17 protein-coding genes are annotated in these 20,104 nt (G+C 71.6%); 4 read left to right on the top strand and 13 right to left on the bottom strand.

All coding sequences use genetic code 11. The features are described 5' to 3' along the window. Positions 1-107: 107 nt before the first annotated feature. Positions 108-545 (top strand): pyridoxamine 5'-phosphate oxidase family protein, encoded by a 438-nt coding sequence (locus tag ACZ6ZP_RS20445; RefSeq protein ID WP_351167204.1) that lies wholly within the window; start codon positions 108-110, stop codon positions 543-545. 124 nt (positions 546-669) lie between these two features. Here the strand turns inward: ACZ6ZP_RS20445 and ACZ6ZP_RS20440 are convergent, their stop codons facing one another. Continuing rightward, entirely contained in the window at positions 670-2,247 is a 1,578-nt protein-coding gene (locus ACZ6ZP_RS20440; RefSeq protein WP_351167206.1) for a protein kinase domain-containing protein, read from the bottom strand. A gap of 295 nt (positions 2,248-2,542) precedes the next feature. Here ACZ6ZP_RS20440 and ACZ6ZP_RS20435 point away from each other — a divergent pair, with 295 nt between their 5' ends. Next, positions 2,543-4,198, top strand: a complete 1,656-nt coding sequence (locus ACZ6ZP_RS20435) for a protein kinase domain-containing protein (protein WP_468614546.1) — start codon at positions 2,543-2,545, stop codon at positions 4,196-4,198. Between the two features lie 156 nt (positions 4,199-4,354). Here ACZ6ZP_RS20435 and ACZ6ZP_RS20430 read toward each other — a convergent pair whose 3' ends face one another. The 9 genes from ACZ6ZP_RS20430 to pdhA all read right to left on the bottom strand — a co-directional run bounded on the left by ACZ6ZP_RS20430 (position 4,355) and on the right by pdhA (position 14,560). Beyond that, positions 4,355-4,897 carry a bacterial proteasome activator family protein gene (locus ACZ6ZP_RS20430; protein ID WP_351167210.1) on the bottom strand — a complete coding sequence of 181 codons (543 nt, stop codon included), beginning with the start codon at positions 4,895-4,897 and terminating at the stop codon, positions 4,355-4,357. Positions 4,898-5,019: 122 nt separating this feature from the next. Beyond that, positions 5,020-5,439: a hypothetical protein gene (locus ACZ6ZP_RS20425; protein WP_469407782.1), complete on the bottom strand. Its 420-nt coding sequence runs from the start codon at positions 5,437-5,439 to the stop codon at positions 5,020-5,022. 199 nt (positions 5,440-5,638) lie between these two features. Beyond that, entirely contained in the window at positions 5,639-6,616 is a 978-nt protein-coding gene (locus tag ACZ6ZP_RS20420) for an NAD(P)H-quinone oxidoreductase (protein WP_366461931.1), read from the bottom strand. Between the two features lie 39 nt (positions 6,617-6,655). Then, positions 6,656-7,777: a potassium channel family protein gene (locus ACZ6ZP_RS20415; protein ID WP_351168929.1), complete on the bottom strand. Its 1,122-nt coding sequence runs from the start codon at positions 7,775-7,777 to the stop codon at positions 6,656-6,658. Beyond that, positions 7,765-9,633, bottom strand: a complete 1,869-nt coding sequence (locus ACZ6ZP_RS20410) for a molybdopterin molybdotransferase MoeA (RefSeq protein ID WP_469407780.1) — start codon at positions 9,631-9,633, stop codon at positions 7,765-7,767. The genes ACZ6ZP_RS20415 and ACZ6ZP_RS20410 overlap by 13 nt, the downstream gene beginning before the upstream one ends. After that, positions 9,630-10,754 (bottom strand): NTP transferase domain-containing protein, encoded by a 1,125-nt coding sequence (locus tag ACZ6ZP_RS20405; protein WP_469407778.1) that lies wholly within the window; start codon positions 10,752-10,754, stop codon positions 9,630-9,632. Before ACZ6ZP_RS20405 ends, ACZ6ZP_RS20410 begins: the two co-directional genes overlap by 4 nt. A gap of 115 nt (positions 10,755-10,869) precedes the next feature. Continuing rightward, complete coding sequence (locus ACZ6ZP_RS20400; protein WP_469407777.1) at positions 10,870-12,363, bottom strand: dihydrolipoamide acetyltransferase family protein; 1,494 nt, start codon at positions 12,361-12,363, stop codon at positions 10,870-10,872. After that, on the bottom strand, positions 12,363-13,391 hold the full coding sequence (locus ACZ6ZP_RS20395; protein ID WP_351168935.1) for an alpha-ketoacid dehydrogenase subunit beta: 1,029 nt from the start codon (positions 13,389-13,391) through the stop codon (positions 12,363-12,365). Before ACZ6ZP_RS20395 ends, ACZ6ZP_RS20400 begins: the two co-directional genes overlap by 1 nt. Next, positions 13,388-14,560 carry a pyruvate dehydrogenase (acetyl-transferring) E1 component subunit alpha gene (pdhA, locus tag ACZ6ZP_RS20390; RefSeq protein ID WP_366461928.1) on the bottom strand — a complete coding sequence of 391 codons (1,173 nt, stop codon included), beginning with the start codon at positions 14,558-14,560 and terminating at the stop codon, positions 13,388-13,390. Before pdhA ends, ACZ6ZP_RS20395 begins: the two co-directional genes overlap by 4 nt. A 205-nt stretch (positions 14,561-14,765) precedes the next feature. Here pdhA and ACZ6ZP_RS20385 point away from each other — a divergent pair, with 205 nt between their 5' ends. Then, a complete protein-coding gene (locus tag ACZ6ZP_RS20385; protein WP_351169241.1) occupies positions 14,766-15,275 on the top strand; it encodes an Lrp/AsnC family transcriptional regulator in 510 nt (169 codons plus the stop codon). Between the two features lie 4 nt (positions 15,276-15,279). On the opposite strand, the gene ACZ6ZP_RS20380 is transcribed toward ACZ6ZP_RS20385, so the two are convergent. Next, positions 15,280-15,873 carry a TetR/AcrR family transcriptional regulator gene (locus tag ACZ6ZP_RS20380; RefSeq protein WP_351168939.1) on the bottom strand — a complete coding sequence of 198 codons (594 nt, stop codon included), beginning with the start codon at positions 15,871-15,873 and terminating at the stop codon, positions 15,280-15,282. Then, complete coding sequence (locus ACZ6ZP_RS20375; protein WP_469407775.1) at positions 15,870-17,384, bottom strand: 3-hydroxyacyl-CoA dehydrogenase; 1,515 nt, start codon at positions 17,382-17,384, stop codon at positions 15,870-15,872. Before ACZ6ZP_RS20375 ends, ACZ6ZP_RS20380 begins: the two co-directional genes overlap by 4 nt. A 195-nt stretch (positions 17,385-17,579) precedes the next feature. On the opposite strand from ACZ6ZP_RS20375, the gene paaN reads away from it, so the two are divergent. Then, on the top strand, positions 17,580-19,271 hold the full coding sequence (gene paaN / locus ACZ6ZP_RS20370) for a phenylacetic acid degradation protein PaaN (protein ID WP_469407774.1): 1,692 nt from the start codon (positions 17,580-17,582) through the stop codon (positions 19,269-19,271). Between the two features lie 15 nt (positions 19,272-19,286). Here the strand turns inward: paaN and ACZ6ZP_RS20365 are convergent, their stop codons facing one another. Continuing rightward, positions 19,287-20,069 (bottom strand): TrmH family RNA methyltransferase, encoded by a 783-nt coding sequence (locus ACZ6ZP_RS20365; RefSeq protein WP_361466544.1) that lies wholly within the window; start codon positions 20,067-20,069, stop codon positions 19,287-19,289. Positions 20,070-20,104 lie beyond the last annotated feature (35 nt).

Below are 20,104 nucleotides of genomic sequence, written 5' to 3'. Positions count from 1 at the left end.
CGGCCACGCTCCGTCACGGTTCGTGTCCTGAAACGGGACTTACGTCCCCGTCCCCCAGGGGCGAGATCCCCTTCCCCGGCCCCCCGCCGGTGCCAGAGGGTGGACGCATGCCTTCCGACGCTCAGGATCAGGACGAACGGCTCGCCTTCGAACTGCTCGGCCGCACCGACTACGGCCGGGTCGCGACCAGCATGCGCGCGCTGCCCTTCCTCGCCGCTGCCCGCCACGTCGTCGTGGACGGGCGCATCCTGCTGCGGATGCACAAGGGATACGGCTACCACCAGGCCTGCCTCGGCAGTGTCGTCGCCTACGGGGCGGACAACCTCAGCGCCGAGACCGCGCAGACGGGGCAGTGGACCGTCCAGTTCGTCGGCCTCTGCGAGGCGATCGAACCGACCAACGACGAGCTGCAGCTCTTCGGCCCCGGCCCGCACTACGTGGACGGCGAGCTCTACGACCCGGTCTACATGCGCATAGAGCCGCAGCTGGCCACGGTGCACACGCTCCAGGGCGGGCGGCAGCGCCAGCTCCAGCGCACCTTCTAGAGCCCGTACACCGCAGACGCATACACATACACAGACGCAGACGCACGCGCGCGTGGCGCCCTTTCGGGCTCCACGCGCGCGTGCGTCTCGCTGACAGGCTGTTCTACGGGGTGCTCGCCCCTGCTCAGCCGTCGCCCTCGCCGCCGGCGACATCGCCGGTGCCGCCGTTCGTCACCGGCGGGTCCTCGCTGGTCGGAGTGCTGGGGTCGTCGGTGGGCGTCGTCGGCTCGTCCGTCGGCTCGGTCGGCTCGTCCGTCGGCTCGTTCGTCGGCTCGGTCGGCTGGCTCTCGGTGGGCGTCGGGTCGTAGTCGGTGGTGGGCGGCGCCGAAGGCGTGTACTCGCCCTGGCCGCCGGAGCCGTCGCCGGGCACCGTGGTGTCCTCGTCCGAGGTCTCCTCGTCCGAGCTCTTGCTCGGCTTCTTCGTCTCGGACTGCTTGGTCGGCGCCTTCGTCGGGCCTTCCTTCTCCTTCTGCTTGTCGCCGTTCGCCGACAGCGCGAACGCGACACCCACGGCGATCGCGATGACCGCGAGCACCGCGAGAATCCACATCTTGCCCCGGCCCTTGCCGTTGCCGTCTCGGTGACCGCCCTCGAAGCCGCCGTCGTCGCCGCCCGGCGGACGCAGCATGGCGCCCGGGATCTGCGCGGTGCCGGAGTCGCCCGGGTGCTGCATCGCGGAGGTGCCCGCGACGCCCATCGCCGGGGTGTTGCCGCCCGCGTGCATGCCCGCGACGTCGACGGGTCCGGTGTTCCAGGTCCCGGTGTGGCTGCCCTGCTCGTGCAGCATCTGCAGCCCGTACTGGACCAGACCGCGCATCTCCTCGGCGGTCTGGAACCGGTCGTCCGGGTCCTTGGCGAGCGACCGCATGACGAGGCCGTCCAGCTCCGGCGGCGACGCGTCCGAGGTCTCGGACGGCGGCACGGGGATGTCCTGGACGTGCTGGTAGACCACGGAGAGCGGCGTCTCACCGGTGAACGGGGGCCGCAGCGCGAGAAGTTCGTAGAGCAGACAGCCGGTCGCGTACAGGTCGGAACGGTGGTCGACGGCCTTGCCGAGCGCCTGCTCCGGGGAAAGGTACTGGGGCGTGCCCATGACCATGCCGGTCTGGGTCATCGTCGACTGCGCGCCGTGCAGGGCGCGGGCGATGCCGAAGTCCATCACCTTCACCGCGCCGGTGTCGGTGATGATCACGTTCGCGGGCTTGATGTCGCGGTGCACGATGCCGTGCTGGTGCGAGTACGCGAGCGCCTCGAGCACCCCGGAGACGATGATCAGGGCCTGCTCGGGACCCGGCGCCTCCGCGTTGAGCAGCAGGTCGCGGATCGTCCGGCCCTCGACGATCTCCATGACGATGTACGGGACGACACTCGGCCCGACGACGTCCTCGCCGGAGTCGTAGACCGCCACCACCGCGTGGTGGTTGAGCCCCGCCACCGACTGGGCCTCGCGTGTGAAGCGGGCCTTGGAGACCGGGTCCTCCGCGAGATCGGAGCGCAGGAGCTTGACGGCGACCGTACGGCCGAGACGTACGTCCTCGGCCGCGAACACCTCGGCCATGCCGCCACGGCCGAGTCTGTGGGTCAGCCGATATCGGCCATCCCCTACAAGCCCGCCATTACCCCACAACTCCGGGGCGTCTGACATACCGCCGCCAGTCGCCTCGGGGTCGGACGGGCCCTGAGCGCGCTGCGTCTGTGCCATCAGTCCTCGCCGTCGTTTCTGGTCGTGGTGCTTGGTGGTACTGGGGGATCCCCGCCGGGCCACGCTACAGCCTCCGCGCGGCGCGGCGGTTCGAGGTGGACCGGACATCAAACCCGCCGGGCGCCCTCACGCGCAAACTTGTAACGCTTCCGAGACGCTTCTTGCGCGTACGGTCACGGAACGGGCATCGAGCTTGACGTGTCACTGCCCTCGGGCAGACTTGGCCAGGAATAGCGGGAATCGATCACCGATCGCGGAGCCGTCCGGCACACCGCGCCGATGGGGGACGCACGACATGAGCAGCCAGGACGGCGCACAGGGACGGTATGCGGGGCGCTCGCTGGCCGGTGGCCGGTACCAGCTGCGCGATCTTCTCGGTGAAGGCGGCATGGCCTCCGTGCACCTGGCGTACGACTCCGTGCTCGACCGTCAAGTCGCTATCAAGACGCTCCACACCGAACTCGGACGCGAGCAGTCCTTCCGCGAGCGCTTCCGCCGCGAGGCCCAGTCGGTGGCCAAGCTCACGCACACGAACATCGTCTCGGTCTTCGACACCGGCGAGGACGAGCTCGACGGCGCGACGATGCCGTACATCGTCATGGAGTACGTGGAGGGCAAGCCGCTCGGCTCCGTCCTCGACGCGTCCGTCGCCCAGTTCGGCGCGATGCCGTCCGACCAGGCGCTGAAGATCACCGCCGATGTGCTCGCCGCTCTCGAGATCAGCCACGAGATGGGCCTGGTCCACCGCGACATCAAGCCCGGCAACGTGATGATGACGAAGCGCAACGTCGTCAAGGTCATGGACTTCGGCATCGCCCGCGCCATGCAGTCCGGCGTCACCTCCATGACGCAGACCGGCATGGTCGTCGGCACCCCCCAGTACCTCTCGCCGGAGCAGGCACTGGGCCGCGGCGTGGACGCCCGGTCCGACCTGTACTCCGTCGGCATCATGCTGTTCCAGCTGACCACCGGGCGGCTGCCCTTCGAGGCGGACTCGCCGCTGGCCATCGCGTACGCGCACGTCCAGGAGGAGCCGGTCGCTCCGTCCTCGATCAACCGCTCGCTGCCGCCGGCGGTCGACGCGATCGTCGCCCGCGCGCTGAAGAAGAACCCGAACGAGCGTTTCCCGACCGCCGAGGCGATGCGCGACGAGTGCCTGCGCGTCGCCCAGTCCTTCCAGGCGGCCGCCCCGAGCATCGTGCCGGGCGCCCAGACCGCGAGCGGCGCGGGCGTCGGCGCGGCGGTCTTCCCGCCGGTCGACTCCTCGCTCCCGCAGCAGGGCGGCGTCCAGACGCCGTACCAGCCGGGTCCCTACGGCCCGGCCACGCCGACCCCGGGCCCCGTCACCCCGGGCTACGGCTACCCGCAGCAGGGTGGCTACCCGACCCCGGCGCCCACGAACGCGTACGCCCCGCAGGCCTCGCAGACCCCGCCGCCGTACATGCTCTCGCCGCAGCAGGCGCAGACGTCGGTGCACGGGCAGGGCGGCGGCTCCGGTTCGGGCGGTTCGGGCGGTGGCAAGCGGAACATGCCGGTGGTCGTCGGCTCGATCGTCGTCGCGCTGCTCGCCATCGGCGGCGTAATCGCGGCGGTGTCGCTGAGCGGCGACGACGGGGGCAAGGACCCCAAGGAGAAGGAATCGAGCGCGGCGCCGGTGGCGGGACATCGCGGTCCGGACCGGACGAAGACGATCGAGACCGAAGAGTGCACCGAGCCCGACACGGCGTACAACGACGAGGACAAGATCAAGGTCCCCGACTTCACGTTCAGGGACTGGAAGTCCGTGCAGAAGTGTCTTCAGGCGGCGGGCTGGCAGTACGACAAGCGCACGACGGACGAGAACACCTACGGGGAGGACACCGTCATGTCGCAGTCCCCCAAGGAGGGTTCCGACGTCGACCCGGACGACGTGGACATCGAGATCACCATCTCCACGGGCAACCCGGCCTGAGCGGTCGCGGCATCCGAGTCAGCACCTGACGCGAAGGGCCCGGTCACTTGGTGACCGGGCCCTTCGCGTTCTCTCGGTGACCGCTCAGAGATCTCAGAGGTCTTAGAGCTGTCAGAGGTCTCAGAAGCCTCAGAGGTCTCAGAGGTCTTAGAGGTCTTAGAGGTAGGGCCCTCCGGTCCGTCCCGCGATACCGCCGTCCTCGTCCTCCTCGCCACCGCCCACACCGGGCGGCAACGCGCGCCGCATCGATTCGAGCTGTGCCCGCGCCGCCATCTGCTGCGCGAAGAGGGTCGTCTGGATCCCGTGGAAGAGGCCCTCCAGCCAGCCCACGAGCTGGGCCTGCGCGATGCGCAGTTCGGCGTCGCTGGGCACTCCCTCGTCGGTGAAGGGCAGGGAGAGGCGCTCCAGTTCCTCGACGAGCTCGGGGGCGAGACCGTCCTCGAGCTCCTTGACCGAACTGGCGTGGATCTCCTTGAGCCGCACCCGGCTCGCCTCGTCGAGAGGAGCCGCGCGCACCTCCTCGAGCAGCTGCTTGATCATGCTGCCGATGCGCATCACCTTCGCCGGCTGTTCGACCATCTCCGTCACCGGGACCTCGCGGGAGTCGTCGTCTCCGCCTCCGCCGAGCGCCATTCCGTCCTGTCCGACAACCAGGACCTGGGGGCTCTCCGGCGACCGTTCGTTCCTCGGCATCTCCATGCCGCCATTCTCTCGCACGCGTACGTCACACATCGGTGGTGCCCCCATTTGCCGCTGATCCACCGTGTACGAGGGGGCCGGTCGTGTCGGCATGCGCGTCAGCGGTCGTGCCAGCGGTCGTGTCAGCCGCGGCGCAGTCGTACGGCGAAGAACGCGACACCGAGGCCGATGAGGACCAGGCCGCTGCCGAGCGGCAGGACGCGCAGGCCCGGCACGGCGGGCTCGGAGGCGGTCCGCCGGGTGGCGTGGGACGCCGTGGTCCTGGTGGCGGGCTGTCTGTCGGCCAGCTCGACGGGGGGCGGCTTCGGCGTACTACGGGCCGGTACGGACGCGGAGGGGGACGCGGGCGGTGGTGGCGGCGGCGGCTGTGGCGGTGGCGGCTGTGAATCCGCGCGCCCCGGCCGGGCCCGGCCGTCGCCGGGGACGCTGCCGGCGCGGGTCTCACCGGGGGAGGGGTCAACGGCGTACGAGGTCGGGACGAGGGAACGGGGTGAGACGGGTGAGGCAGATGAGACGGCCAGGAGCACCGTCAGAATCAACAAAGGGCGAAGCCATGGAGTCATCGCGCTGACCCCCTCCCGCTACCGGGTCGCCAAGATCAGGAAAGATCACTGAAGCTGCATCAAGCGTCACACAGTGACACAACTCCGGCATCTCGACCGTCTTGGTGACCCGGTGGCGGTGGGCCCTTCTCGAGAGCGGGTGGGCCCCGCCCCAGAGCGGGCGGGTCCTTCCCGGGCCCTAGCGGACGAGCAGCACCTTCCCGATGTGCGAGCTCTCCTCCAGTACGCGATGGGCGGTCGCCGCGTCGTTCATCGGCACCGTCCGGTCGACGATCGGGCGCACTTGGCCCGCGGCGATCAGCGGCCACACGTGCTCGCGCACCGCCGCGACGATCGACGCCTTCTCCTTGGCGGGACGGCCGCGCAGCGAGGTCGCGGTGACGGCGGCCCGCTTGTTCAGGAGCGTGGCGATGTTCAGCTCGCCCTTGACTCCGCCCTGCATGCCGATGATCGCGAGACGGCCGTTGGTCGCCAGGGACTGCACGTTCCGGTCCAGGTACTTGGCGCCCATGTTGTCGAGGATGACGTCCGCGCCCGCGCCGTCCGTTGCCTTCTTGATCTCCTCGACGAAGTCCTGCTCGCGGTAGTTGATGAGGATGTCCGCGCCGAGCTCCCCGCAGAAGTCGAGCTTCTCCTTGGTGCCCGCCGTGACCGCCACCCTGGCGCCGACGGCCTTCGCCAGCTGGATCGCCATGGTGCCGATGCCGCTGGAGCCGCCGTGCACGAGGAACGTCTCGCCGGGCCGCAGGTGGGAAATCATGAAGACGTTGGACCAGACCGTCGAGGTCACCTCGGGCAGCGCTGCCGCCGTGACGAGGTCGACGCCCTCGGGCACGGGCAGCAGCTGCCCGGCGGGGACGACGACCTGCTCGGCGTAGCCGCCGCCGGCGAGCAGCGCGCACACCTCGTCGCCGATCTGCCATCCGGAGACGCCCGGACCGATGTCGGTGACGCGGCCCGCGCACTCGAGCCCCGGATAGGGGGACGAGCCGGGCGGCGGGTTGTAGAAGCCCTGGCGCTGGAGCAGGTCGGCGCGGTTCACGGCGCTGGCCACGACGTCGACCAGCACCTCACCCTCGCCGGGTACGGGATCGGGGACCTCGGCCCACACGAGCGCTTCGGGTCCACCGGCTTCGGGGATCGTGATCGCATGCATGCGGGCGAGGCTACTCCCTGCGGATTCCAGGCGGTTCGACTACGTCCGCAGACCGCCACGTGGCGGAGTCGACCGGGTGTCGGGCGCCATCGGCGAGGTCGTCGTCGCCCGCACGATGGTGATCAGCCGGTCCATCAACTGCAGCTTCCCCACGGCAGGATCGTCGTATCCGAGCACTCGGTGCCCGCGTACGACGCTGACCACGAGGTCGTCCGTCTCGCGGACGCCGAGGCCCACCTCGGCCTTTATCACCGGCCGCTCGACGAGGTCGAGCCCGCTGCCCTGCTGGATCAGATCCTCCATGACCATGCCCGCGCTGGGGCTGAGCACGGAGAGGCCGAGCAGCCGTCCCGCCGCGCTGGCGCTGGTGATCACCGCGTCGGCGCCGGACTGGCGCAGCAGCGGCGCGTTCTCCTCCTCGCGCACCGCGGCCACGATCTTCGCCCCGCGGTTCATCTGCCGGGCGGTCAGCGTGACCAGGACGGCGGTGTCGTCGCGCTGGGTCGCGATGATGATCTGCCGGGCGCGCTGCACCTCGGCACGGAGCAGCACGTCGCTGCGCGTGGCATCGCCGATGACGCCCGCGTAGCCCTCCGCCGTGGCGGCGTCGACGACCTTCGCGCTCGGGTCGACCACCACGATCTGCTCGGGCTTCAGACCGGTCGCGCAGACGGTCTGGATCGCGGAGCGGCCCTTCGTGCCGAAGCCGACGACGACGGTGTGTTCACGCAAGTTGGACCTCCAGCGGTTCAGACGCCATTCCTCGCGCGTACGTTCCGTGAGTACTTCAAGGGTGGTACCGACCAGAATGATCAGGAAGAGCACGCGCAACGGCGTGATCAGGAGAATGTTGCAGAGCCGCGCGCTGTCGCTGTACGGGACGATGTCGCCGTAACCGGTGGTCGAGAGCGTGACGGTGGAGTAGTAGGCGGCGTCGAGGAAGTCGAGGCCGTTGTCCGAGTTGTCGTGGTAGCCGTCGCGGTCGATCCAGACGATGAAGGTCGTCAGGGCGAGCACCGCGAGCGCCATCAGGAGCCGCTTGCCGACCTGCAGCAGGGGGCGCTCGACGACCCGGCGCGGCAGTTTGATCCGGTGGGTGACGAGGTGTTCGTCGGGGTTGCGGGCGATGGCGTCGTGGCCGGGAAGTTTCACGTGAAACACTCCCCGGCCGTGCCTGTGCCCGTGGCTGTGGCCGTCCCTGTGCCCGTGGCTGTGGCCGTACCTGTGCCCGTGGCTGTGGCCGTCCCTGTGCCCGTGGCTGTGGCTGTGCCCGCCCCAGTGCCTGATGCCATGTCTGTTTCCGTGCCTGCTCCCGTGCCGGTTTCCATGCCTGTTGCCGTGCCGGTTTCCATGCCTGTTGCCGTGCCTGTTGCCGTGCCGGTGTCCATGCCGGTTTCCGAGAGGGCCCACGGGAGGTCGAGGACCTCCAGCTCCTGGCCCTGACGCCCGCCACCCGGCGGGACGACCGCGAGCCCGTCGGCCACCGCGATCCCCCGCAGCATCGCCGGGCCGTTGTAGTGCAGCGGCACCGCCTGGTCGCCGCGGAGGGTGACGGGGACGAGACGGGTGTCGTGCGGGTGCCCGTGCACGTCCTCGCGCAGCACAGCGGTGTACGGCGGCATCGCGGGGCGCCCAGAGAGCGTACGCAGCAGGGGCTCGGCCAGGGTCAGCAGGCCGGAGACGGCGGCGAGCGGATTGCCGGGCAGGCCGACGAGGTGCTGGTCGGGGCGGATGCGCGCGAGCAGCATGGGGTGCCCGGGGCGCACCGCGACGCCGTCCACGAGCAGTTCGGCGCCGATGCGGCGCAGGATCGGGTGGACGTGGTCGACCGGTCCGGAGGCGGTGCCGCCGGTGGTCACGACGAGGTCGGCGGCGGAGGTGGTGATGGCCTGGTGGAGCGCCTCGGCATCGTCACCGAGCCTGCGTACGGCGATGACCTCCGCGCCGAGTGAGCGCAGCCAGGGCGGCAGCATCGGCCCGAGCGCGTCACGGATGAGGCCCTCGTGGGGGAGCCCCTCGGTCAGCAACTCATCGCCCAGGATCAGCACTTCGGCCCTGGGCCGTGGGACCACCTGCAGCTCGTCGTAACCGGCTGCTGCCGCGAGGCCGAGGACCGCCGCGGTCACCAGGGCGCCGGGCGGCAGGAGTTGATCGCCGGACCGGCACTCCTGGCCGCGCGGCCGGATGTCCTGCCCCTGCGTGACGTCGCGCCGGGGGTGCAGTCGTCCCTTGTCGTCGGTGAGGCCGTGCTCGCTGCGGATGACGGCGGTGGTCTCCCGCGGAATCCGCGCCCCGGTCGCGATCCGCACGGCTTCCCCGTCGGCGAGCGGCTCCGGCTGCCCGTGCCCGGCGAGAATCCCGTCGGCCCGCACGTCCCAGGGCCCGGGGCCCGCGACGACCCAGCCGTCCATCGCGGAGGTGTCGAAGGAGGGGAGGTCGGTGAGGGCGACGAGGGGCGCGGCAAGAACGAGACCGAGCGCCTGCCCCAGGGGGACGGCGGCGGGAGCGGAGGCGGTGGGGACCGGCCGGGGGGCGCGAGCGGCGAGGTTGCGCGCGGCGGGCCAGGGGGTGATGTTGCGGTGCTTGGTGGGGTTGGGGTTGGGGTTGGGGGTGGGGGTGGGGGCGGCTGGGGTGCGAGTGCCGGGGGCAGTCGAGGTGCCGGGAGCGGTCGGGGTTCCGGGGGCGGTCGGGGTGCCGTGGCTGCTGGGGCCGCCGCTGCCGAGGCCGCCGCCGCTGCTGCCGGGGGCAGGGTGCCCGCTCGCGGGGGTGTGACCGCTCGGCGTCGCGCCCTGCTTGCGGGGAGCCGGTGCCGCCGCAGGGGCGGGGGGTGCCGCGGGCGCGGACGGCGGCTGGGGCACGGCTTCGTGCTCCCGGCCGCCCGAGGCGGCCGCCGCGCTCCGAGGGTCGCCCCCCGCGGGCTCACCGTCGGCGCGCCTGCCGGTCCTGCGGCCATGGTCGTCGTTCACCAGGGCGAGAGCCTCGTCGAGCTCGGCGTCCGGCGCGGGCTGCCCACTCATCCGGCATCCGGCCGCATGTCGTCCCGCGCGGCCTGCCCCGGGTCGGGGGCGGCGGAGGCGTCGGGAACCACACCCTGCCCCGGGTCGGGGGCGGCAGAGGCGTCAGGGGCCGCGCCCGGCTTTCCGCCGGGTGCCGCTTCGGAGACGCCCTCCTCCGCCCACCGCGTGGCAAGCGCCGCCGCCTTGCGGGCCGCCTCGGCCACCGCTTCGGGCCCACCGCCCTCCGCGGCCCGCGCCGCCGCGTACCCCACCAGGAAGGTGGTCAGCGGAGCCGCAGGCCTGGCCACGCCATGTGCGGCGTCGCGGGCGAGGTCGAGCAGCAAGCCGGTGTCGACGTCGAGCTCGATGCCCAGTTCGTCCTTGACTGCGGAAATCCATTCATCCAACACGTGCCCATGCTCCCTGATACGGGCCCGAGCGGCCGCGATGTCGTCCCAGGTGTCGCAGTCGAAGGACGCTACGGGATCCGCGACCCGGGTTAGTGCGAGCCGCGCGGTGAGCGACCGCAGCGGAAGCCCCGTCAGATCGTCGTGCTCGGCGGTGAGCAGGGCGATCTCGCGCTTGAGCGACGCGCTGCGGTAGGCCGCGACCAGCGGCTGGTCCCGGCCGTCGGAGTCCTTCAGCACGGCGCCGTCCGCGCCGCTCTCCCGCAGCGCGGCGAGAAGGCCCCGGACGGTGCGCTCCTCCAGGAACGGCAGATCGGCGGAGAGCACCACCACCTGCTCCGCCCCCGTGCACCGCAGTCCCGCGTCGAGCGCGGCGAGCGGGCCCGCCCCCGCGGGTTCCTCGCGCGCCCACACCACGGGGCGCGCGGTCGGGCGGGGCGCGGCCACCACCACGGTCGTACCCGCACCGGAACACGCGCCGAGCACCCGGTCGAGCAGCGCCCGGCCGCCCACCCGCACCCCTGGTTTGTCCGCGCCGCCGAGCCGCCTCGCGCCGCCGCCCGCGAGCACCACGGCGTCGTACGACGTGGCGCAGGGGGCGTCGGACGACGTGGCGTGCGGGGCGTCCCGCGGCGTGGCGTGCGGGACATCGGTCGGGGCTGCGTTCGTGGAGTCGGTCGGGGCTGCGTTCGTGGCGGCGGACACGGCGCCGTCCGGGGCCCTCTGCGCGGTCATCCCCCGAGTATGGGCGTACGAAGGATCAATGCCACCCCTCTGTACGGAGCTCCCGCCCCTCTGTACGAGGACTCACATCACCGCGCCATGGCTCGACCCTCTGCCCGGAGCCTCCTCACACCGCCCGCAGCAACACCGCCGGCTGCTCCACGCAGTCCGCCACGAACCGCAGGAACCCGCCCGCCGTGCCTCCGTCGCACACCCGGTGGTCGAAGGTGAGCGAGAGCTGCACGACGTGCCGCACCGCCAACTCCCCCTGGTGCACCCACGGCTTGGGCACGATCCGGCCGACGCCGAGCATGGCCGCCTCGGGGTGATTGATGATCGGCGTGGAGCCGTCGACCCCGAACACCCCGTAGTTGTTCAACGTGAACGTGCCGCCCGTCAGTTCCGCCGGCGTCAGCTTTCCGTCCCGCGCCGACTCCGTGAGCCGGATCAGCTCGCCGTTGACCGAGTCGGTGGTCCGCGTGTTCGCGTTCCGGACCACGGGGACCACCAGACCGCGCTCGGTCTGCGCGGCGAACCCGAGGTGGACGTCGGCGAGCCGGACCACCTCGCGCGCCTCCATGTCCACCGTGGAGTTGAGCATCGGGTAGCGGGCCAGTGCGGCCACGCTGATGCGGGCGAACAGCGCGAGCAGCGAGATCTTCTGCCCCTCGCCCTCCTTCACTGCGGCGTTCATCGCGGCGCGCGCCGCGAGCAGTTCCGTCGCGTCGGCGTCCACCCAACAGGTGGCTTCCGGTATCTCCCGCCTGCTGCGGGACATCTTGTCCGCGACGAGGCCCCTGATGCCGGTCAGCGGATAGCGGACCTCCGCCCCCGCATCGCGCGGCTCCCCGCTGACCGCTCCGACCGGCGTGGCCGTGGGCGCGTGCGTGGTCGTGGGCGTAGGCGTAGGCGTGAGTGTGGGCTCGTGCGCGGCCGGCCGCTGCGCCGCGATGGCGCTCTGCACGTCGGCCCTCATGATCAACCCGTCAGGACCCGTGCCCGTCAGCGCCCGCAGCTCCACGCCGTTCTCCCGCGCCAGCTTGCGCACGAGGGGTGAGATCACCGGTATCGGACCGTCCGTGTGCGGCAATGCGCCGCCCGAACCCGAGGCCCCTGGCGACCCGGCGGGCTTCTGTGCCGCAGGCTGGGGCACGGCCTGCGGCACCGGCACCGGCACCGGCTGTGCGGCAGGCTTCGGGGCGGGCTGCGTGACGGGCCCCGCCGAACGCACCCTCCTGCGCCGCGCGGGCGCCGCAGCCGTGCCGTACCCGACCAGCACGTTGCCAGACGACTCCTCGGCGGCTGCCGCCTGCAGGGCCCGCTCCGCCGGCTCTTCCGGAGCCGGGGCCGAGGCCGGAGCCGGGTTCCCGTCCGGGGCGCCGACGGCGACCGTCAACAGCGGTGCGCCCACCGGCAGTTCCGACCCCTCCTCACCGAAGCGGGCCGTCACCACGCCTCCGTACGGGCAGGGCACCTCCACCAGCGCCTTGGCCGTCTCCACCTCGACGACGAGCTGGTCGACGGCGACGACATCGCCGACCTCCACGAGCCAGCGGGTGATCCCCGCCTCCGTGAGCCCCTCGCCGAGATCGGGCAGCTTGAACTCGAGCACCTGCGCCATCAGCTGTCCGCCTCCCACTGCAACCGCGCGACCGCGTCCAGGATCCGGTCCACGCCCGGCAGATGATGCCGCTCGAGCATCGGCGGCGGATAGGGAATGTCGAATCCGGCGACGCGCAAAACCGGCGCCTCCAGGTGATGGAAGCACCGCTCGGTGACGCGAGCGGCGATCTCCCCGCCGGGGCCGCCGAACCCGCCCGACTCGTGCACGACGACCGCGCGCCCGGTCCGCCGCACGGAAGCGGCCACCGTCTCGTCGTCGAAGGGCACCAGGGAGCGCAGATCGACCACTTCGAGGTCCCAGCCCTCGGCGACCGCCGCCTCAGCGGCCTCCATGCAGACGGGCAGGGACGGGCCGTACGTGAGGAGCGTGGCGCTGCGGCCGGTGCGCCGCACCACCGCCTTGCCTATGGGTTCAACGGCCTGCGGCGCGTCCGGGTTCCAGTCGGCCTTGGACCAGTAGAGGCGCTTGGGCTCCAGGAAGACGACCGGGTCGTCGGATGCGATGGAGGCCCGCAGCAGGCCGTAGGCGTCGGCGACCGTGGCGGGCGTGACGACATGGAGCCCCGGAGTCGCCATGTAGTAGGCCTCGGAGGAGTCGCTGTGGTGCTCAACGCCGCCGATGCCGCCGCCGTAGGGCACGCGCACCGTGATGGGCATCGGCATCGCGCCCCGCGTGCGGTTGCGCATCCGCGCCACGTGGGAGATCAGCTGCTCGAAGGCGGGGTAGGCGAAGGCGTCGAACTGCATCTCGACGACCGGCCGCAGCCCGTACATCGCCATGCCGACGGCCGTCCCCAGGATGCCCGCCTCGGCGAGCGGTGTGTCCGTACAGCGGTCCTCGCCGAACTCCTTGGTGAGCCCGTCGGTGACGCGGAAGACTCCGCCGAGCGCCCCGACGTCCTCTCCTAGGACGTGCACGGACGGGTCCTCGGCCAGGGAGTCGCGCAGCGCGCGCCCGAGCGCCTGCGCCATGGTGGCCGGTTTGGCTGTCTTCGTGGTGGCCCGTTCGGCCGCGACCGTACTCATCGCGCGTTCTCCTCGCCGTCCGCGCCGACCGGGCCGGCCGTGCCGTCTTCTTCCGCTGCCTCGAGCTCGGCCCGCAACTGTGCGGCCTGCTCGCGCAGTTGGGTGGTCTGCTCGGCGTACACATGGCTGAACAGGTCCATGGGGTTCAGCTCGGGGTCCTGGTTCATGCGTGCGCGCAGGTCGGCCGCCATGGCCTCGGCGTCGTCCCGGGCCGACTGCCTGCGGTCCTCGTCGAGGAGGCCGCGCTCGGTCAACTCCCGCTCCAGGAGCAGGATCGGGTCGTGCTCGCGCCAGGCCTCGACCTCGGCGTCCCCGCGGTAGCGCGTGGCGTCATCGGCGTTCGTATGGGCTTCCATGCGGTACGTCACCGCTTCGACGAGCGTGGGGCCGCCGCCCGCGCGTGCGCGGGACACCGCGTCGCTGAGCACCTCGTGCATCGCCGCCGCGTCGTTCCCGTCCACCAGGCGTCCCGGCATTCCGTACCCGACGGCCTTGTGGGCCAGGGACGGGGCGGCCGTCTGCTTGTCGAGGGGCACGGAGATCGCGAAGCCGTTGTTCTGCACCAGGAAGACGACGGGTGCCTGCCAGACGGCCGCGAAGTTCAGCGCCTCGTGGAAGTCGCCCTCGCTGGTGCCGCCGTCGCCGACCATGGCGAGCGCGACCACGTCGTCGCCCTTCAGGCGGGCGGCGTGCGCGAGGCCCACGGCGTGCGGGAGCTGGGTCGCCAGGGGGGTGCACAGGGGCGCTATGCGGTGCTCGCGCGGGTCGTACCCGGTGTGCCAGTCGCCGCGCAGCAGGGTCAGCGCCTGGACGGGGTCGAGGCCACGGGCGACCGCGGCGAGCGTGTCGCGGTAGCTGGGGAAGAGCCAGTCGCGCTCCTCCAGGACCAGCGCGGCGGCCACCTCGCACGCTTCCTGGCCGGTGCTCGACGGGTAGACGGCGAGCCTGCCCTGCTTCGTCAGGGCCGTCGCCTGCGTGTTGTACCGCCGTCCGCGCACCAGCTGGGCGTACAGGCGGCCCAGGAGCTCCTCGTCGGCCTTGCCGGCGGCCTCCGTGCCCAGGACGCGGTACGGCTCCGCGTCGGGCAGCAGCGGCGCGGGGTCGGTCCTGAGCTGCCATGCGGGTGGCGGGGTGGGCCGGTAGACGCCCCGCTGCTCCATGACCGTCATGTCGGCACCTCCATGTGGAAGCGGTCTCCTCGTGGGAGCGGCAAAAGAGGCGCGGCAATGTGAGGCGCCTCACCTACCGATTGTTCGGTCGTCGGCACATTTTGGCTACAGGCACCTCCAGGCTGTGGACAAACGGTTCTCCACAGCCTGGGATGGATGCAGTACGTCCATGGTAGGGAGGCGGGGGGACATGGCATCTGAACGAATGGCCGACGGGCGTGACGGTGATCGTCCGGAAAGCCGGTCCGGCGACCGCCAGGAGGGCCTGCCCCGCCCGCTGGACCCGATCGACCGCGACATCCTGCACATCCTGCACACGGACGGTCGCGCGTCGATACGTTCCGTGGCCGAGCGCGTCCATGTGTCACGGGCCAACGCGTACGCACGCATCAACCGGCTCATCGACGACGGCGTGATACGCGGCTTCGGCGCCCGCATCAACCACGAACGGGCAGGTCAGGGCGCATCCGCGTACATCACGCTGAAGATCGTCCAGAACACCTGGCGCACGGTCCGCGAGCATCTGCGCACGCTGCCTGGCGCCTCTCACATCGCGCTGGTCAGCGGCGACTTCGACGTACTGCTCCTGGTGCACACGCCGGACAACCGCGCCCTGCGGGAGCTGGTCCTCACCCGCCTTCAGTCCATCCCCGAAGTGCTCAGCACGCGTACGTTGCTGGTCTTCGAGGAGGACGACCTGGATCCGGAGAGCTGACCCGTCAGCCGGTACTGCGCAGCCCCGCGAAGGCCATCTGGACGACGGCGTCGGCGACCTGCTGCCCCGAGGAGGCGCCACGGGCGTCCGGGCGGTACCACTCCGCGATGGAGTTGATCATCCCGAAGAGCAGCCGGGTCGCCAGGCGCAGCTCGACGTCCGAGCGCAGGTCGCCGTCGGCGACGGCCTCCTTGAGCAGATCGGCGACCTGCTGGTCGAACTCCCTGCGCCGCTCCATGGCCCACCGCTCGGTGTCCGTGTTGCCGCGCACCCGCAGCAGCAGCGTCACATAGGGCAGTTCGGCGATCAGCACCTCGACGGTGCGGCGCGTGACGTGCTCCAGGCGCTGCACGGCGGTGCCCACGCGCGCGTGCTCCTCGGCGAGAATCCCGAAGAGCCCGTCGAGCGCACGGCTCACCGCGCGGCGCAGCAGTTCCTCCTTGCCCGAGACGTGGTGGTAGATCGAGGACTTGGAGATGCCGGCCGCCTTGGAGAGGTGCTCCATGGACGTGCCGTCGTACCCGCGCTCGTTGAAGATCCGGACCGCCACCGTCAGGAGGGTCTCGGGGGTGTACGTGTCGCGCCTGGTGGTATTCATGAGTGGTCCTCTCGCGCTGCCGCGCGGCGCAGCGCCTGGGAGGGCGCGTAGCGGCCGGTGGGGTACTCCAGGTGCAGGCGCTCCAGGGTGTCGAGGACCCACCACGCGCCGAGCTCCTGGCCCCACGCGAGCGGTCCGCGCGGGTAGTTGACGCCCAGGCGCATCGCCGTGTCGATGTCCTCCTTGTCGGCGACACCGCGCGCGACGGCGTCCTGGGCGAAGTCGACGAGCATGGCGACCGTACGGGCCACGATCATCCCCGGGACGTCGGCGACGACACTGACCTGCTTGCCCAGCGCCTGGAAGAGGCCCACGGCCTCGTGGAGCTGGTCCTCGCCCACCCGCGCGGCGGGCGCCAGGGCGATCCTGGTCGCGGACCCGTAGTCCAGCGCGAGATCGAAGTGGATCACTGGCGCCTCGGCGTCGTCCGCGGGGGAACCGTCGGCCAGGAAGAGCCGCACCCCGCTGGGGAGTTCGATCCAGCCGGGAAAGTCGGGGTCTAGAGGGTCCTCGTGGGCGACGTCGATCCCGGCGGCGCCGATCAGCTCGACCAGGGCCTGCGCCTGGAACAGCTCCCCGTGCACCGCGACGGACGCCGGAGCCGGTGCGGGCGCCGCCGTGTGCGGCTCCGCGCGCGGGGCGTCGTCCCCGTAGGCGTACCAGCCCTGGCCCGACTTGCGGCCCAGACGGCGCGATTCGACGAGGCGGCGCTGGGCGAGCGACGGCGTGAACTTGGGGTCCTGGAAAAAGGACTCCCACACCGAGCGGGTGACGGCCTCGTTCACGTCCTGCCCGATGAGGTCGGTGAGCTCGAAGGGGCCCATCTTGAAGCCGCCGCATTCGCGCAGGACGGCATCGATGGTGGCCGGGTCGGCGGCCCGCTCCTCGTGGACGCGCAACGCCTCGGCGTAGAAGGGGCGGGCGATCCGGTTGACGATGAAGCCAGGGGTGTCCGCGCTGCGCACCGGCGTCTTGCCCCAGGTGCGCGCCGTCTCGTACGCGCGCGTGGCGGCCGTTTCGTCGGTCGCGAAGCCGCTGACGACCTCGACGAGGGGCAGGAGCGGCGCGGGGTTGAAGAAGTGCAGGCCGACGAAGCGGCCGGGCTTCTTGAGCGTGCCCGCGATGGCGGTGACGGAGAGGGAGGACGTGTTGGTGGCGAGGAGACAGTCCTCGGCGACGATCTCTTCCAGCTCTTCGAAGAGGCGCTGCTTGACGGGCAGTTGCTCCAGGATCGCCTCGATGACGAGTCCGCACCCGGCGAGCCCGGCAAGGCTCTCGACCGGTGCGAGCCGGTCCCCCGCGGCGGACCGGTCGTCGGCCGTGAGCCTGCCCTTCTCGACGAGCCGGTCCAGGCGCGCGCCGATCGCGGCTGCCGCGGATTTCGCCTGGCCCTCCACGGCGTCGTACAGCCGCACGGGGTGGCCCGCCAGCAGGGCGACCTGGGCGATGCCCTGCCCCATGGTGCCGGTGCCGACCACGGCAACGGGGCTGCTGAGCTCGAGTGCTGTCATGCTCGCGATCCTCCCGCACGAGGTGTCCGCCGGAGGGTGCGGGGTGCCCGGCGAGAAGTTGTCCACAGGTTCGGCGGACCCCCTTGTCCCGACCGATCGTTCGGTTACTCTAGCTCTGTCCGTCTGTTCCTGCCCACCGCCCTGCCCAGCTCGCCGGCTCGACGAAGAGCCGGCTCGACGAGGAGTTGGTCCGATATGGCCGCCGAACTCACCGCGCACCAGCTGATCGAAACGCACCGGCCCACACTCGACCAGGCGCTGGAGACGATCCGCACGCGCGCGTACTGGTCGCCGCACCCCGAGCACCCCAAGGCCTACGGAGAGAACGGCAGCCTGAGCCTGCCCGAGGGCAAAGCCGCCTTCGACGCCCTCCTGGGCAGCCGCTTCGACCTCGACCAGCCGGGCACGGACGACTGGACCGGCGCGGAAGTCTCTCCGTACGGGCCTGAGTTGGGCATCACGTACCCCCACCCGGACATCGACACGCTGCTGCCCGCCATGCGCGCCGGAATGCGCGCCTGGCGCGAGGCGGGCGCGGAAGCGCGCGCGATGGTCTGTCTGGAGATCCTGTCGCGCATCAGCGCGCGCACGCACGAGCTGGCGCACGCGGTGATGCACACCAGCGGCCAGGCCTTCATGATGGCCTTCCAGGCGGGCGGACCGCACGCCCAGGACCGCGGCCTCGAAGCGGTGGCGTATGCGTACGTCGAGCAGGCGCGCACCCCTGACGCCGCCGAGTGGTCCAAGCCCCAGGGCAAGCGCGACCCGATCGCCCTGGACAAGCGCTTCACGCCCGTCGGCCGCGGCATCGCGCTCCTGATCGGCTGCAACACGTTCCCGACGTGGAACGGCTATCCGGGCCTGTTCGCCTCCCTGGCCACCGGCAACCCGGTCCTGGTCAAGCCCCACCCGCGCGCGGTGCTGCCGCTCGCGCTGACGGTGCGCATCGCGCGCGAGGTCCTCGCCGACGCGGGCTTCGACCCGAACCTGGTGTGCCTGGCCGCCGAGCGACCGGACGAGGGCATCGCCAAGACCCTCGCCGTCCGCCCCGAAATCAAGATCATCGACTACACGGGCTCGACGGCCTTCGGTGACTGGCTGGAGGCCAACGCCCGCCAGGCGCAGGTCTACACGGAGAAGGCCGGCGTGAACACGGTCGTCGTGGACTCGACGGACAACTACAAGGGAATGCTGTCCAACCTGGCCTTCTCCTTGTCGCTGTACAGCGGCCAGATGTGCACGACCCCGCAGAACCTCCTGATCCCCCGGGACGGCATCGCGACGGACGCCGGAGCGAAGTCGTTCGACGACGTGGTGTCCGACCTGGCCGCCTCGGTGAACGGCCTGCTCGGCGACGACGCCCGGGCGAACGGCATCCTGGGCGCACTGGTCAACCCGGACGTGAAGTCCCGCCTGGAGGCCGCGGCCGGACTCGGCGAAGTGGCCCTGCCCTCACGGGAGATCAGCAACCCGGAGTTCCCCGGCGCCGTGGTCCGCACCCCGGTCATCGTCAAGCTGGACGGCGCGAAGCCGGACGCCGAGGCGGTCTATCTGAACGAGTGCTTCGGCCCCGTCTCCTTCGCCGTCGCGGTCGACTCCTCCGCGGACGCCGTGGAGCTGCTGCGCCGCACGGTGCGCGACAAGGGCGCGATGACGGTCGGCGCGTACACCACGTCGGACGAGGTGTCCGCGGCCGTGGAGGAGACCTGCCTGGAGGAGTGCGCCCAGCTCTCCTTGAACCTCACGGGCGGCGTCTATGTGAACCAGACGGCGGCGTTCTCGGACTTCCACGGCTCGGGCGGCAACCCCGCTGCGAACGCCGCCCTGTGCGACGGCGCTTTCGTGGCCAACCGCTTCCGCGTGGTGGAGGTGCGCAGGGACGCCTGACATCCGGCGGCGGGTTCAGGCCTCCGAGCCCGGGGGCCTGCCCGCCGACCAGTGGAAGAGCGTCATCCCGACGCTGGTGGCCAGGTTGTAGCTGGAGACCTGGGGCCGCATCGGCAGGGACACCAAGTGGTCGGCGCGCTCGCGCAACCGCGCGGACAGACCGCTGCGCTCGGACCCGAACGCGAGCACGGCGTCGTCCGGCAGCTTGAGGCCGCGGATGTCCTCGCCCTCCGCGTCGAGCGCGAACACCGGCCCCGGCGGCAGCTCGGAGACGTCCATCCGCTCGACGGCCGTGGCGAAGTGCAGACCCGCGCCACCGCGTACGACCGTGGGGTGCCAGGGGTCGAGCGTGCCGGTCGTGACGACCCCGGTCGCCCCGAACCCCGCGGCGAGCCGGATCACGGCCCCGGCGTTGCCCAGATTGCGGGGGTCGTCGAGGACGACGACCGGCGCGGTCCTGGGCCTGTGGGCCAGCGCGTCGAGGTTGGCCGCACGAGAAGGACGGACCGCGAGAGCGGCCACCCCCGTGGGATGCAGACGCGGCACAAGGGCGCGCAGGATGCCGTCCGGGACCTGGACGAGGAGCGCGTCGAGGGCGTCCTTCACGTCCGGTGCGAGCTCGTCGGCCAGGGCCAGCACGGCGGCCCTGTCGACGGCCAGCGCCGAGGGAATCGTCGCTCCGAAGCGCAGCGCGTGCTTGACGGCGTGGAAGCCGTCGAGCAGCACGGACGTGTCGGCGACCTCGCGCCAGGCACGCAGGGCATCGTCCGGATCACGTCGGCGGTGCGTCCCGTTCATCCCGCGTACGTCCTGCTCATCCCTGGTACGTCCCG

The organism is Streptomyces sp. NPDC054047 (genome assembly GCF_055585065.1).
The sequence above is the reverse complement of the archived record's forward strand: the minus strand, read 5'-3'. Positions and strand labels throughout refer to the sequence as shown.